Origin of the sequence: Citrobacter sp. ANG330, assembly GCF_047467925.1 — a bacterium.
Lineage (GTDB): Bacteria > Pseudomonadota > Gammaproteobacteria > Enterobacterales > Enterobacteriaceae > Citrobacter_A > Citrobacter_A amalonaticus_G.
In genome coordinates this window covers 109,449-124,071 of sequence record NZ_JASJUI010000003.1, presented here as the reverse complement: position 1 = coordinate 124,071, position 14,623 = coordinate 109,449, and the positions used below count along the sequence as shown (strand labels likewise).

Sequence of the window (14,623 nt, the reverse complement as noted above, 5' to 3'; positions counted from 1 at the left end):
CCGCTCAGTACATCACTGGAGGTTAATGTGGACGTAAGACAAAGTATTCACAGCGCGCACGCCAAAACACTGGATACCCAGGGGCTACGCAAGGAGTTTTTGGTTGAGAAAGTGTTCGTGGCTGACGAATACACGATGGTTTACAGCCACATTGACCGCATCATCGTCGGCGGCATTATGCCGGTGGCAAAAACGGTCTCCGTCGGTGGCGAAGTCGGTAAACAGCTTGGCGTAACCTATTTCCTGGAACGTCGCGAACTGGGTGTGATCAACATCGGCGGCGCGGGCACCATCACCGTCGACGGTCAGTGCTATGAGATTGGCCACCGTGATGCGCTGTATGTCGGTAAAGGGGCAAAAGAGGTGGTTTTCGCCAGCGTCGATAGCGCAACGCCTGCCAAGTTTTACTACAACTGCGCACCGGCGCATACCACGTACCCGACCAAAAAAGTGACGCCTGCCGATGTTGCACCTGTGACATTAGGTGACAACCTCACCAGTAACCGCCGCACCATTAATAAATATTTCGTGCCGGATGTGCTGGAAACCTGCCAACTGAGCATGGGCCTTACCGAACTGGCGCCGGGCAACCTGTGGAACACCATGCCATGCCACACGCATGAACGCCGCATGGAAGTGTACTTCTATTTCAATATGGAAGAAGACACCTGCGTCTTCCATATGATGGGGCAGCCTCAGGAAACGCGTCATATCGTTATGCATAACGAGCAGGCAGTTATTTCGCCAAGCTGGTCGATCCATTCCGGGGTGGGCACCAAAGCCTATACCTTCATCTGGGGCATGGTCGGTGAAAACCAGGTCTTTGATGATATGGACCACGTTGCGGTGAAAGATCTGCGCTAGTCGCGGGCGCTCATAACGCCTGTCCGTGACAGGTATGAAAAACTAAGGATTTACAATGATTTTGAATGCATTCTCTCTCGAAGGTAAAGTCGCTGTCGTGACCGGTTGTGATACCGGTCTGGGCCAGGGCATGGCGCTCGGTCTGGCGGAAGCAGGCTGCGATATCGTCGGGATTAACATCGTTGAACCGACCGAAACCATCGAGCGTGTGACCGCGCTGGGCCGTCGCTTTTTGAGTCTGACCGCCGATCTGCGCAAGATCGATGGCATCCCGGCACTGCTGGAGCGTGCGGTCGCTGAGTTCGGTCATATCGATATTCTGGTCAACAACGCGGGTCTGATCCGTCGTGAAGACGCCATCGATTTCAGCGAAAAAGACTGGGATGACGTGATGAACCTGAACATCAAGAGCGTGTTCTTTATGTCTCAGGCGGCGGCAAAACACTTTATCGCCCAGGGTAACGGCGGCAAAATCATCAACATCGCGTCCATGCTCTCCTTCCAGGGCGGTATCCGCGTCCCGTCTTACACGGCTTCCAAAAGCGGCGTAATGGGTGTGACCCGTCTGATGGCGAACGAGTGGGCGAAGCACAATATCAACGTCAACGCGATCGCACCGGGTTATATGGCGACCAACAACACCCAGCAACTGCGTGCCGATGAGCAGCGTAGCGCTGAAATCCTTGACCGTATTCCGGCGGGACGTTGGGGTCTACCGAGCGATTTGATGGGACCGGTGGTCTTCCTGGCCTCCAGCGCGTCGGATTACATCAACGGCTATACCGTGGCGGTTGACGGTGGTTGGCTGGCACGTTAATTCGCGCCGTTTGCTGAAAAACCCTGCCTTCGCGCAGGGTTTTTTATTGATAACATCAGGCGCTGAGGAAATCTTCGCGAACCGGCGTAAACGTATCCAGCAGGGTTCCCGGCTTCAGACAGACACAGCCATGCATAATATTTGGCTGCTTATATAATGTGTCTCCCGCACGAACCACCTGTTTCTCGTCACCGATAGTAAATTCAAATTCACCCGACAACACATAGGTCAGTTGCTCATGCGGATGGCGATGCAGCGGGCCAATTGCCCCTTGCTCAAAGTTAACCTCAACAGCCATCATTTTGCCGCTATGGGCGAGGATGCGGCGGGTAACGCCGTTGCCCAGATCGTCAAGCGTCGTCTCGTTATGGAAAACAAACATGTGGGATCCTGTTAGTGTTTGAAACAATGTTTCAGTAAAGCTAACTCAGGCCTGCGGTAAAGAAAATGGCAGATCGAATGAACTGGAAACTTGATCACAAGTTTGCTTCACTGCAGTAAGACACTGATGAAGGAGCAGGTAATGAAGACGATCGGCTTGTTAGGCGGCATGAGTTGGGAATCGACGATCCCGTACTACCGGTTAATTAACGAAGGGATTAAACAGCATCTGGGGGGGCTTCATTCTGCAAGCCTGTTGCTGCACAGCGTTGACTTCCACGAGATCGAAGCGTGCCAGAGTCGCGGCGAGTGGGACAAAGCCGGGGATATTCTCGCGCAGGCCGCGATCGGGTTGCAGCAGGCCGGAGCGGAGGGGATCGTCTTATGTACGAATACCATGCATAAAGTGGCCGATGCCATTGAATCGCGCTGCTCGCTGCCTTTCTTGCATATTGCCGATGCGACCGGTCGTGTTATCAGCGCGCAGGGAATGCATCGCGTTGCGCTGCTGGGAACGCGTTACACTATGGAACAGGATTTTTATCGGGGTCGTCTGGAACAGCAGTTCGCCATTGAATGCCTCGTACCCGATGCGGATGCGCGGGCGACGATCAACCAGATAATCTTTGATGAACTTTGCCTGGGACAATTTACCGAAGCGTCACGTCAGTACTATGTAGAAGTGATTGAAGCCCTGGCGGCACAGGGGGCAGAGGGCGTCATTTTTGGCTGCACGGAGATTGGTCTACTGGTGCCGGTAGAGCGTAGCCCGATTCCGGTGTTTGACACCGCTGCGATCCATGCCGCAGATGCCGTGACGTTTATGCTGTCGTAACCGGCCCGAGGATCTGCTCCAGCGCCGTCATCAGCAGGTGATGGCGGGTTTGCAGATGCTGGCTGAAAGCCTCGACCAGTGCGGAGGCGGGTCGGTGGATGGGCCGCACCAGGCTAACGGTAAACGGCACGGAAAGACTGAAACGGCGCACCACCACGCCGCTCGCCGCATAATCCAGCGCGGTGAGTGGGTTGACGACAGACAGCCCCGCACCGGCGCGCACCATCGCGCAAACGGACGCCGCGCTGTGGGTTTCCACCACCATTCGCCGTTTAACGTCGTGCTCAGTAAACAGGGCGTCCAGCAGTTGCCGGTAACTGTCCGTGCGTGACAGGCTGATATAATTCTCCCCCTGAAAATCCTGCGGCGTTAAAACCGGTTTTTCCGCGAGAGGATGGCCTGGCGGCAACACGCAGACTTCATCAAGCGAGAAGAGTTCTGTTCTTTCGGTTCCGGCCGGCGTATGCAAGGTTTCCGTCAGCCCCAGATCGTGGCGCTGGGCGGAAAGCCACTCTTCAAGCAGCGGTGACTCCTGCGGCACAATATTCAGGCTGACGTCCGGATAGCGGGCGAGAAACGGCTGAATCAACGCCGGCAGCAACGACTGCGAAAAGACCGGCAGGCAGACAATGGATAATTCCCCCTGACGAAACTCGCGCAGGCTTTCTGCCGCGCTGACGATCCTGTCCAGCCCGTACCAGGATCGCTGAACCTCTTCGAACAGACGCAACCCCTGAACCGTGGGATGCAGACGACCGCGCGCGCGTTCGAACAGTTTCAGCCCCAGTACTTTTTCGAAGCGCGCCAGTTCACGGCTGACGGTGGGCTGTGACGTATGCAGCAACCGCGCGGCTTCGGTCAGGTTTCCTGCGGTCATGACCGCGTGAAAGATTTCAATATGACGTAAGTTAACGGTAGCCATCATCACCTCGCTGGATTTAAACCATATCATTTTTGCATAGAGTCGATAAAAAACGATATTTTTTATTCTCTTCGCACTATGGCGTAATCATAAAAAACGTCATGTCCGGAGCCCGTTATGCCTCACTCACTGTATTGCACTGATACCGATCTCACCGCGGAAAACCTGCTCAGGCTGCCGGCAGAATTTGGTTGCCCGGTCTGGGTTTACGACGCACAGATCGTTCGTCGTCAGATTGCTGCGTTGCAGCAGTTTGATGTGGTGCGCTTCGCGCAGAAGGCCTGTTCCAATATTCATATTCTGCGCTTAATGCGCGAACAGGGCGTGAAGGTAGATTCCGTGTCGTTAGGCGAAATCGAGCGTGCGCTGGCGGCGGGATACGATCCGCAAACGCATCCGGATGACATCGTGTTTACCGCTGATGTGATTGATAATGCCACCCTGGCCCGCGTCAGCGAATTGCGCATTCCGGTCAACGCCGGTTCTGTTGATATGCTCGATCAGCTTGGGCAGGTCTCGCCGGGCCACCGCGTCTGGCTGCGGGTGAATCCAGGCTTTGGCCATGGCCATAGCCAGAAAACCAATACCGGCGGCGAAAACAGCAAACACGGCATCTGGCATACCGATTTACCGCAGGCGCTGGCGGTGATCCAGCGTCATCAACTGAAGCTGGTGGGTATCCACATGCATATTGGTTCAGGCGTTGATTATGGACATCTGGAGCAGGTGTGTGGCGCGATGGTACGTCAGGTGGTGGAATTCGGCCAGGATCTGGAGGCGATCTCCGCCGGCGGCGGTCTGTCGATCCCTTATCACGACGACGAAGAGGCGGTAGATACTCAGCATTATTTTGGTTTGTGGAACGCTGCGCGTGAACAGATCGCCCGTCATCTGGGGCATCATGTGAAGCTGGAAATTGAGCCAGGACGTTTTCTCGTCGCCCAGTCCGGCGTACTGGTCACCCAGGTACGCAGCGTGAAGCAGATGGGCAGTCGTCATTTTGTGCTGGTGGATGCCGGGTTTAACGACCTGATGCGCCCGGCGATGTACGGCAGTTATCATCATATTACCGCGCTGGCGGCGGATGGCCGTTCACTGGAGAACGCGCCGCGGGTCGATACGGTGGTTGCCGGACCGTTGTGCGAATCCGGTGACGTTTTTACCCAGCAGGAGGGCGGCAAAGTTGAAACCCGTGCTTTGCCAGCGGTGGCGCCGGGAGATTATCTGGTGCTGCATGATACCGGCGCGTACGGTGCGTCAATGTCATCGAACTACAACAGCCGTCCGCTGCTGCCGGAAGTGTTATTTGACAACGGCCAGGCGCGACTGATTCGTCGTCGCCAGACCATTGACGAACTGTTGGCGCTGGAACTGTTTTGATTTCTTGTCGCATCGCGCCGTTACCGTTGCATATAGGCATGATAAGCGCAGCGCCATCAGGCATTGCGTCACGCAGATAGCATGACAGCTTATGATTTAAAATAGGGCCCGGTGGTTACCGAATCGCGTAACACCAGCGTGCCAGTAAAGGGCGGGATCGGTTCAACCTCTTCGCCATTGACCATGCGGATCGCCTGGTCGATGGCCGTGGTGATCATTGTGTCGATGGGCAGATAAACCGTCGACAGTCCCGGTTCCAGCCATTTTGCGCTCGGCGCATCGTCAAACCCGAACAGCGACACATCCCGAGGAATGTTCAGCCCGGCCTGATGCAGCGCTTTGGACGCCCCCAGCGCCATATCGTCGTTACAGGCAAACAGCGCGCTGAACGTCACGCCTTCCTGCAGCAGTTCATTACAGGCGTCATAACCGCGTGTCATGCTGGAATCACCATACTTCACCTTCACCGGATCCCAGGCGATGCCGTTTTTCTCCAGCGCTTTACGATAGCCCATCAGACGCGACTTTCCGGTCGGCGTATGACCCGGAACGGTAATACAGGCGATTTCGCGGTGCCCCTGGGAGATCAGGTAATCGACCGCCTGAAATGCCGCATCTTCCTGTTCAAAAAATATGGCGCGTTCGCGGGCCAGGCTGACGTCGCGGTTGATGATAATCAACGGCATCGTGATCGAATCCGCCAGCGTCAGGATCGCCTTTTCGCTCATATAACGGGTGTAGAGAATGATGGCGTCGCACTGCCGGTCTGCCAGCATCTGTACCGCTTCCTGTTCACGCTCCGGCGTATCGTGACCATCGGTGACGATCAGCTGCTTGCCGTGAGATTCCGTCTGCCGCGAGGCCTGCTGTAGCAGTCGGCCAAAGTAGAAGCCATCAAAAGTCGATACGACCAGTCCAATGCTGTTGCTGGTTCGGTTCGCCAGCGAGCGGGCCAGAAAGTTCGGACGATAATCCAGCGCCTGCATCGCCTTAAACACTTTCTGACGGGTACTCTCTTTAACCTGACCGGTGCCGTTCAGCACACGAGAAACGGTGGCTTTCGAGACACCGGCACGACGGGAAACATCCAGCATTGTTATCATGACGCGTTCCTGATTACTCATTTGATGATGTATTGCCTGCTTCCGCCGGCGGCGTTACCGAATGGCGGCGTACCAGCGTTGGACTGAAAACATGGGTAATATCGGGCAGCGGACGCTTTTCCGCCAGTGCCAGCGCCAGCTCTGCGGCCTGCGTCGCCATCGTGACGATGGGATAACGCACGGTAGTCAGGCGCGGGCGAACGTAACGCGAAACCAGCACATCATCAAAACCGATCAGCGAGATTTCCGCCGGAACGTCCACACCATTATCATTTAGCACGCCCATCGCACCGGCGGCCATGGAATCGTTATAACAGGCCACCGCGGTGAAGTTTCTGCCACGGCCTAACAGTTCGGTCATCGCCTGCTCGCCGCCGCTTTCATCCGGCTCGCCAAACGTCACAAGGCGATCGTTGACCGGGAGATGGCTCTCTTCAAGGGCGTCGTAATAGCCTTTGAGACGATCTTCTGCATCTGAAATGGAGTGATTCGAACAGAGGTAGCCAATGCGGGTGTGGCCTTGTTGGATCAGATGACGGGTCGCCAGCCAGGCGCCGTAGCGGTCATCCAGCGCGACACAGCGCTGTTCGAAACCGGGCAGGATCCGGTTAATCAGCACCATGCCGGGCATTTGCTTCATTAATGATGCCAGATCGGCATCCGGGATCATCTTGGCGTGAACGACGAGTGCCGCACAGCGGTGACGAATGAGTTGCTCAATCGCCTGACGCTCTTTTTGTTCATTATGGTAGCCGTTGCCAATCAGTAAAAAATTACCGGTGTTATAGGAGACCTGCTCAACGGCTTTCACCATAGCGCCGAAAAAAGGGTCGGAAACGTCGCCAACCACCAGACCTATCGTCTCGGTAGATTGCTGTGCCAGCGCGCGTGCGTTGGCGTTGGGATGATAGCTGAGCGACTCCATTGCGCTGGTCACAGCCAGACGCGACGCCTCGCTGGCTTTGGGGGAATCGTTAATGACGCGGGAAACGGTGGCGACTGAAACACCAGCCAGTCGGGCTACATCCTTTATGGTCGCCATGACAGTACCTATTGTGGGTAAACGCTTACATTCCGTCAGTGTTACGGAAAACGTCAGTGGGTTCAAGCAGATTGCCGGTTACGACGCGGCAAATGTGAGCAAAATCCACGGAATTAAGACAAAAATCGAACGATGCAAACCATTAGTTACACTTTGCGAAAGGCTGTTGCGATTGTTCGCTGGCGACGCTTCCTGGCGGCTTGATAAAGTTGAGATCCCAGAGGTATTGATAGGTGAAGTCAACTTTCGGGTTGAGCACACGAATTACACCAACCTGCGCCAGTTGCGCAGGTTTTTTTTTGCTATTCCGGCAATCTGTAACAGTAAGCGATAATTTACACAACTGGTTGCATTTCCCTTCATTCCTTTGCGTTTTCTCGCTGGCGAAGCGGTCACGCACAGACCACAATCAAGATCCCAGAGGTATTGATTGGTGAGATTATTCGGTACGCTCTTCGTACCCTGTCTCTTGCACCAACCTGCGCGGATGCGCAGGTTTTTTTTCGTCCCGACTTTGCTGTCGCTCCTCTTGCGTTGATCGTGTAATCTGCCACCATTATTTTACCGAACCGTGCGCAAAGGGAGTTGAAATGTTATTTGGGTTTTTCCGTAACCTGTGTCGTGTGCTCTATCGGGTACGCGTAACGGGCGATATGACAGCGTTACAGGGAGAGCGCGTCTTAATTACCCCCAACCATGTCTCGTTTATCGACGGCATTCTGCTGGCGTTATTTCTACCCGTACGCCCGGTGTTTGCGGTTTACACCTCGATTAGCCAGCGGTGGTACATGCGCTGGTTAGCCTCGCTGATTGATTTTGTGCCGCTTGACCCGACGAAGCCGATGGCGATTAAACATCTGGTTCGACTGATCGAGCAGGGCCGCCCGGTGGTGATTTTCCCGGAAGGACGCATTTCGGTAAGCGGCTCGCTGATGAAAATCTATGACGGCGCCGGATTTGTCGCCGCGAAATCCGGGGCGACGCTGGTGCCGGTGCGAATTGAAGGGGCAGAGCTCACCCATTTCAGCCGTCTGAAAGGGCTGGTGAAACGTCGCCTCTTCCCGCGGATTCATCTGCATGTATTGCCACCCACCCATCTGCCCATGCCCGATGCGTCACGCGCGCGCGATCGCCGTAAAATCGCCGGTGAAATGCTGCATCAAAAAATGATGGAAGCGCGAATGGCGGTGCGTCCGCGCGAAACGCTGTATGAATCGCTGTTGGCGGCAAAGTATCGTTATGGCGCCAGTAAGCCCTGTATCGAAGACATCAACTTCAAGCCGGACAGCTACCGTCAGTTGCTCACTAAGACGCTGTTTGTTGGTCGTATTCTGGAAAAATACAGCGCGGAAGGCGAAAAAATTGGCCTGATGCTGCCGAATGCCGCCATCAGCGCGGCGGTGATTTTTGGCGCGGTGTCTCGCCGCCGAATCCCGGCAATGATGAACTATACGGCGGGTGTCAAAGGGCTGACCAGCGCCATCACCGCTGCGGAAATCAAAACCATTTTTACCTCCCGCCAGTTCCTGGAGAAAGGCAAACTCTGGCATTTGCCGGAACAACTGACACAGGTTCGTTGGGTCTATCTTGAAGATCTCAAAGCGGATGTCACCACGGCAGACAAGCTGTGGATCTTTGCGCACCTGCTGATGCCGCATCGGGCGCAGGTCAAACAGCAGCCTGAAGAGGCGGCGGTGATCCTCTTCACGTCCGGCTCAGAAGGCCATCCGAAGGGCGTCGTGCATAGCCACAAAAGCCTGCTGGCGAACGTCGAGCAGATCAAAACCATTGCCGACTTCACCGCCAGTGACCGCTTTATGTCGGCGCTGCCGCTGTTCCACTCGTTTGGCCTGACGGTGGGGTTATTTACGCCGTTGCTCACCGGCGCGGAAGTTTTCCTCTATCCGAGCCCGTTGCATTACCGCATCGTGCCGGAGCTGGTTTATGACCGTAACTGCACGGTGCTGTTTGGCACCTCAACATTCCTCGGAAACTATGCACGCTTTGCCAATCCCTATGATTTCTATCGCCTGCGCTATGTGGTAGCGGGCGCAGAGAAACTGCAGGAGAGTACAAAACAGCTTTGGCAGGATAAGTTTGGCCTGCGCATTCTCGAAGGTTATGGCGTGACGGAATGTGCGCCGGTGGTCTCGATTAACGTCCCGATGGCGGCAAAACCCGGTACGGTTGGGCGGATCCTGCCCGGCATGGATGCGCGCCTGCTGGCGATCCCCGGTATTGAAGAGGGTGGGCGTTTGCAGTTAAAGGGGCCGAATATCATGAATGGTTATCTGCGCGTAGAAAAACCGGGCGTGCTGGAAGTGCCAGCGGCGGAAAACGCTAAAGGCGAACTGGAGCGCGGCTGGTATGACACCGGCGATATCGTGCGTTTTGACGAACAGGGATTCGTGCAGATTCAGGGGCGCGCCAAACGCTTTGCGAAAATTGCCGGTGAGATGGTCTCACTGGAGATGGTAGAACAACTGGCGCTCGGCGTATCGCCGGAAAAAATGCACGCGACGGCGATCAAGAGCGATGCCAGTAAAGGCGAAGCGCTGGTGCTCTTTACCACCGACAGCGAACTGACGCGTGATGTTCTACAGCAGTATGCCCGTGCGCACGGCGTGCCAGAACTGGCGGTGCCGCGCGATATCCGTTACCTGAAGCAACTCCCGTTACTCGGCAGCGGTAAGCCGGATTTCGTGACGCTGAAAAGCTGGGTTGATGATCCGGAAAAACAACATGCCTGAGTCAGTACATACCAATACCTCTGTCTGGTCGAAAGGAATGATGTCGGTTATCGCGGCGCAGTTTCTCTCTGCGTTTGGCGATAACGCCCTGTTGTTTGCCACGCTGGCGCTGCTGAAGGAGCAGTTCTATCCCGACTGGAGCCAGCCGATACTGCAAATGGTGTTTGTGGGCGCTTACATCCTTTTTGCGCCGTTTGTCGGTCAGGTCGCTGACAGCTTTGCCAAAGGCCGGGTAATGATGTTCGCCAACGGACTCAAGCTGCTGGGGGCGGCAAGTATCTGCTTTGGCTTCAATCCGTTTCTCGGCTATACGCTGGTGGGCATTGGCGCTGCAGCCTACTCACCGGCGAAATATGGCATTCTGGGCGAACTGACCACTGGCGATAAGCTGGTGAAAGCCAACGGCCTGATGGAAGCGTCCACTATTGCGGCGATTCTGCTCGGCTCGGTGGCGGGCGGCGTGCTGGCCGACTGGCATGTTATTGCTGCGCTGGTGGCCTGTGCGCTTGCCTACGCCGGTGCAGTGGTGGCGAACCTGTCTATTCCAAAACTGGCCGCCGCCCGTCCGGGGCAGTCCTGGCATCTGGCAAAAATGACCCGCAGCTTTTTCTGCGCCTGTGTTTCACTGTGGCGTAACGGCGAAACGCGCTTCTCGCTAGTGGGGACCAGCCTGTTCTGGGGCGCAGGGGTGACGCTGCGTTTCCTGCTGGTGCTGTGGGTACCGATAGCGTTAGGCATTACCGATAACGCCACGCCAACCTACCTGAACGCGATGGTCGCGATCGGTATTGTGGCCGGTGCGGGTGCCGCAGCCAGGCTGGTGACGCTGGATACCGTAGTGCGTTGTATGCCAGCGGGGATCCTGATTGGCGTCGTGGTGCTGATTTTCTCTCTGCAACACGCGCTGTTGCCTGCCTACGCGCTGCTGATGCTGATTGGTGTACTGGGCGGTTTCTTTGTCGTACCGCTGAATGCGCTGTTGCAGGAGCGCGGTAAAAAGAGCGTCGGTGCGGGTAATGCGATCGCGGTACAGAACCTCGGAGAAAACAGCGCAATGCTGTTGATGCTGGGGCTCTATTCGCTGGCGGTATGGGTAGGGATCCCGGTCATCGCCGTGGGTATCGGTTTTGGCGGTCTGTTTGCGCTGGCGATAGCGGCGCTGTGGATCTGGCAGCGCCGCCAGGCGTAATCAACGCGCCGGCACTCACCGGCGCGCTTTCCTTATGGTGCAGGATAGGTGTAAACCTGATGCACCGCTTCAATCTCTGCCAACACCTCTTCGCTTAATTCGAGATGCAGACTCTCGACGTTGGTTTTCAGCTGTTCCATGGTAGTAGCGCCCAGCAGCGTACTGGCAACAAAGGGTTGACGACGAACGAAGGCCAGCGCCATCTGCGCCGGATCGAGATTATGACGCTTCGCAATATCCACATACGCTGCCACGGCTTTTTGCGTCTGCTCGCCGCTGTAGCGGGTAAAGCGGCTAAACAGCGTATTACGCGCCCCGGCAGGCTTCGCGCCGTTCAGGTATTTGCCGGTCAGCGTGCCAAATCCCAGGCAGGAATAGGCCAGCAGTTCGACGCCTTCATACTGGCTCACTTCCGCCAGCCCAACTTCAAAACTACGGTTGACCAGGCTGTAAGGGTTCTGGATGGTGACAATGCGCGGCAGATCATGCTTGTCCGCCAGATGCAGATAGCGCATCACGCCAAAGGCGGTTTCATTCGATACGCCAATGTAGCGGATTTTGCCTGCGCGCTGGAATTCGGTGAGCGCGTCCAGCGTATCCAGCAGCGAGACCACCGGCGCGGCGTCGCTCCAGCTGTAGCCGAGTTTGCCGAAACAGTTGGTGGGGCGCTGAGGCCAGTGCACCTGGTAAAGGTCCAGATAATCGGTTTGCAGACGCTTCAGGCTGTCGTGCAGCGCTTCGCGGATATTTTTGCGATCCAGCGCCTGATTGGGACGAATGCCGCTGTCATTATTGCGTGACGGGCCGCTGACCTTGGAGGCGACAATCAGCTTTTCACGATTGCCATGTTTAGCCAGCCAGTTTCCGACATACGTTTCGGTGAGTCCCTGGGTTTCCGGGCGTGGCGGTACCGGGTACATTTCGGCCACGTCGATCAGGTTAATGCCGTTGGCGACGGCATAGTCGAGCTGTGCATGTGCGTCGGCTTCGCTATTTTGTTCACCAAACGTCATTGTGCCCAGCCCCAGTGTACTAACTTCAAGCGAGCTGTGGGGTATACGGTGATATTGCATAGCCGTTTCCTTTTTATAATCGCGACATAGGATTATAAAAATGGCTGAGGGAAAGGAAAAAGGGAAGAAAAATTGTTAAGGCCAGCAGCATTGCTGACCTCAATCTTCAACGTTCAATGATTTGAGAAACGTCGTCGCGGTTAATCTGCATGGCGTTGCCCTGCTGGTCGTGGTAGCTCACCAGACCGGTATCATCATCAATCTCAGGTTTCCCGTCGGTCAGGATCATACGACCGTCTTTGGTCGCCATGACATAGTCGCTGCTACAACCGGAAACAGCAAAAGCCAGTCCTACTGCGGAAATTATCACTGCCCATTTTTTCATCCATTTATCCTCACGTGGCCTGCGTCTGATAATAGTCTAGTAATAACCTGAAGTTGTGGGCAGGAAAAGCAGGAAAATCTTAATCTGAGAGGCGAAAAGGGGAGATAGTCGCTCCCCGCAGGGAGCGAAAAAGTGCAATTACAGTGGGTTTTTCTTGTTTCGTAACAGGTTCAGGCTCTCAACCGAGATCGAGAAGAACATGGCGAAATAGATGTAGCCCTTCGGTACATGCACGTCGAAGCTTTCCAGGATCAGGGTGAAGCCCACCAGAATCAGAAACGACAGTGCCAGCATCTTCACGGACGGGTGTCTGTCGACAAATTCGCCAATCGGACGCGCCGCAAACATCATCACGCCAACGGCAATCACCACTGCCGCCATCATAATGAACAGGTGATCGGACAAGCCGACCGCTGTGATCACTGAGTCCAGACTGAAGATAATGTCGAGCAGCATAATCTGCACGATCGCCCCGAGGAAGGAGGTGACGCGCATATTCATCCCTTCTTCTTCACCTTCAATGGATTCGTGAATCTCTTTACTTGCTTTCCAGATCAAGAACAGACCGCCAAGCAGAAGGATCAGATCGCGGGCGGAAATGTCCTCACCGAAAATCTCAAACAGCGGATTGGTCAGACGGGTCACCCAGGCAATAGACGCCAGCAGCGCCAGGCGCATAATCATCGCCGCTGCCAGACCGAGGCGCCGGGCGTGCGCACGCTGTGCGGTGGGGAGTTTTGCAACGACCAGAGAGAGAAAAATAATATTATCGATCCCAAGCACGATCTCCAGCAGCGTCAGCGTACCGAGCGCAAGCCAGGCGTTAGGATCGGTTATCCATGCAAATAACATTGAACAAAGTCCTGCCAAATAAATAAACGCTAATTATATGCTTACCGGACGGCAGGTGAAAGTCTAACGCGGTTGTAACAAAAAGTGGCGTTCCAGCAGGGCGCGGGTGAAGTTCTTTTTGAGATAAAAACCACGCGGCAACGTCAGTATTGGCTCGCCCTGCGCGCCGATCGCCTCGGTGAGCGCTTTGGCGTTTGCGGCCTTTGGACGCAATTGTAAAAATTCGCCATGGCGGGCAGTGATCCGTTCAACCTGGCCGAGCACAATCATGTCCATTAATTCTTCCCAGTCGAACCGTAGCTGACGGTCTTCTTCTTCATTGGGACTCCAGAGAACGGGCGAGCCGACCCGCCGCTGTGCGAGGGGAATGCTGCGTTCGCCTTCCACCGGGATCCACAATACTCGCTTCAGTTTGTGCCGTACGTGACTGGTTTCCCACGTCACACCACTGTTTCCGGTCAGCGGCGCGACGCAGACAAAGGTGGTTTCAAGCGGTCGCCCAAGACTATCCACGGGAATGGTTTTCAACTCGACGCCGAGCGCGGCGAAATCCTGCTCAGGTTTACTTCCGGCGCTGGCACCCAACCAGAGTTCCAGTAATACGCCGATCCAGCCTTTGTCCCGCTTGAGATCTTTCGGCGCAACGATACCCGCCAGCGCCGCCAGTTCGCCTAACGAATAGCCCGAAAGCTGCTGCGCCTGCTGGAGCAGAAGGGCTTCTGATTCCGGAGGAAAGCGTAAAGGATGGAGTCCGGACATGGCGTTACACCTTAGATGAAAAAATGAACAAAGATTTTATACCGTGGGAATGAAGTTTATCGTTTTCCACATGTGATATTCAATGCCATGATTTATATTGGTTTTTAGTTTATGACGACACATGTTGCGCAACGTCATAACGGGTTTTCCATTTCTGGTCACTGAGTTTAAACAGGATCTTACACCATGTTATCCACAGAAAGATGGGATAACTGTGAAAAACCCCAACTACTGTTTCCATTTACAGCCTTGACGTGCGACGAAAATCGAATTTTCACACAATTTGTGTCTAACTTATTGGCACAATCTGTGGATAAAGTCGGCGCTGTTC

At 55.1% G+C, this 14,623-nt stretch carries 15 protein-coding genes; 7 read left to right on the top strand and 8 right to left on the bottom strand.

Annotated features, from left to right (window positions below; genetic code table 11):
- Positions 1-27: 27 nt before the first annotated feature.
- Both kduI and kduD read left to right on the top strand, forming a co-directional pair.
- Positions 28-864, top strand: a complete 837-nt coding sequence (gene kduI / locus QNN88_RS08915) for a 5-dehydro-4-deoxy-D-glucuronate isomerase (protein ID WP_042288966.1) — start codon at positions 28-30, stop codon at positions 862-864.
- Positions 865-919: 55 nt separating this feature from the next.
- On the top strand, positions 920-1,681 hold the full coding sequence (kduD, locus tag QNN88_RS08910; RefSeq protein ID WP_414239904.1) for a 2-dehydro-3-deoxy-D-gluconate 5-dehydrogenase KduD: 762 nt from the start codon (positions 920-922) through the stop codon (positions 1,679-1,681).
- A gap of 55 nt (positions 1,682-1,736) precedes the next feature.
- On the opposite strand, the gene QNN88_RS08905 is transcribed toward kduD, so the two are convergent.
- Positions 1,737-2,063: a cupin domain-containing protein gene (locus tag QNN88_RS08905; protein ID WP_414239903.1), complete on the bottom strand. Its 327-nt coding sequence runs from the start codon at positions 2,061-2,063 to the stop codon at positions 1,737-1,739.
- A 141-nt stretch (positions 2,064-2,204) separates the two neighbouring features.
- On the opposite strand from QNN88_RS08905, the gene QNN88_RS08900 reads away from it, so the two are divergent.
- A complete protein-coding gene (locus QNN88_RS08900; protein WP_414239902.1) occupies positions 2,205-2,897 on the top strand; it encodes an aspartate/glutamate racemase in 693 nt (230 codons plus the stop codon).
- On the opposite strand, the gene QNN88_RS08895 is transcribed toward QNN88_RS08900, so the two are convergent.
- Complete coding sequence (locus QNN88_RS08895) at positions 2,884-3,819, bottom strand: LysR family transcriptional regulator (RefSeq protein ID WP_414240225.1); 936 nt, start codon at positions 3,817-3,819, stop codon at positions 2,884-2,886. The genes QNN88_RS08900 and QNN88_RS08895 overlap by 14 nt on opposite strands.
- Before the next feature lie 117 nt (positions 3,820-3,936).
- Between QNN88_RS08895 and lysA the strand changes: the two genes are divergently transcribed.
- Positions 3,937-5,199: a diaminopimelate decarboxylase gene (lysA, locus tag QNN88_RS08890; RefSeq protein ID WP_414239901.1), complete on the top strand. Its 1,263-nt coding sequence runs from the start codon at positions 3,937-3,939 to the stop codon at positions 5,197-5,199.
- Between the two features lie 89 nt (positions 5,200-5,288).
- Here lysA and QNN88_RS08885 read toward each other — a convergent pair whose 3' ends face one another.
- Positions 5,289-6,302 (bottom strand): LacI family DNA-binding transcriptional regulator, encoded by a 1,014-nt coding sequence (locus QNN88_RS08885; protein WP_414239900.1) that lies wholly within the window; start codon positions 6,300-6,302, stop codon positions 5,289-5,291.
- A 13-nt stretch (positions 6,303-6,315) separates the two neighbouring features.
- Positions 6,316-7,344, bottom strand: coding sequence for an HTH-type transcriptional regulator GalR (galR, locus tag QNN88_RS08880; protein WP_414239899.1), 1,029 nt, complete (start codon positions 7,342-7,344; stop codon positions 6,316-6,318).
- Here galR and QNN88_RS08875 point away from each other — a divergent pair.
- From QNN88_RS08875 to lplT, 3 genes are all read left to right on the top strand, one after another.
- Positions 7,334-7,678 (top strand): hypothetical protein, encoded by a 345-nt coding sequence (locus tag QNN88_RS08875; protein ID WP_414239898.1) that lies wholly within the window; start codon positions 7,334-7,336, stop codon positions 7,676-7,678. The two genes, galR and QNN88_RS08875, sit on opposite strands and share 11 nt — an antisense overlap.
- A 256-nt stretch (positions 7,679-7,934) precedes the next feature.
- The gene (gene aas, locus QNN88_RS08870; protein WP_414239897.1) at positions 7,935-10,094 is read left to right on the top strand and encodes a bifunctional acyl-ACP--phospholipid O-acyltransferase/long-chain-fatty-acid--ACP ligase; all 2,160 of its coding nucleotides are present in this window, start codon (positions 7,935-7,937) and stop codon (positions 10,092-10,094) included.
- Entirely contained in the window at positions 10,087-11,283 is a 1,197-nt protein-coding gene (lplT, locus tag QNN88_RS08865; RefSeq protein ID WP_414239896.1) for a lysophospholipid transporter LplT, read from the top strand. The genes aas and lplT overlap by 8 nt, the downstream gene beginning before the upstream one ends.
- Positions 11,284-11,315: 32 nt before the next feature.
- Here the strand turns inward: lplT and QNN88_RS08860 are convergent, their stop codons facing one another.
- The 4 genes from QNN88_RS08860 to mutH form a co-directional block, all read right to left on the bottom strand.
- Positions 11,316-12,356: an NADP(H)-dependent aldo-keto reductase gene (locus tag QNN88_RS08860; protein WP_414239895.1), complete on the bottom strand. Its 1,041-nt coding sequence runs from the start codon at positions 12,354-12,356 to the stop codon at positions 11,316-11,318.
- Positions 12,357-12,462: 106 nt separating this feature from the next.
- Entirely contained in the window at positions 12,463-12,681 is a 219-nt protein-coding gene (gene ygdR, locus QNN88_RS08855; protein WP_000758655.1) for a lipoprotein YgdR, read from the bottom strand.
- 138 nt (positions 12,682-12,819) lie between these two features.
- Positions 12,820-13,533: a TerC family protein gene (locus QNN88_RS08850; protein ID WP_414239894.1), complete on the bottom strand. Its 714-nt coding sequence runs from the start codon at positions 13,531-13,533 to the stop codon at positions 12,820-12,822.
- A 63-nt stretch (positions 13,534-13,596) separates the two neighbouring features.
- Positions 13,597-14,292 (bottom strand): DNA mismatch repair endonuclease MutH, encoded by a 696-nt coding sequence (mutH, locus tag QNN88_RS08845; RefSeq protein WP_414239893.1) that lies wholly within the window; start codon positions 14,290-14,292, stop codon positions 13,597-13,599.
- Positions 14,293-14,623: the final 331 nt, after the last annotated feature.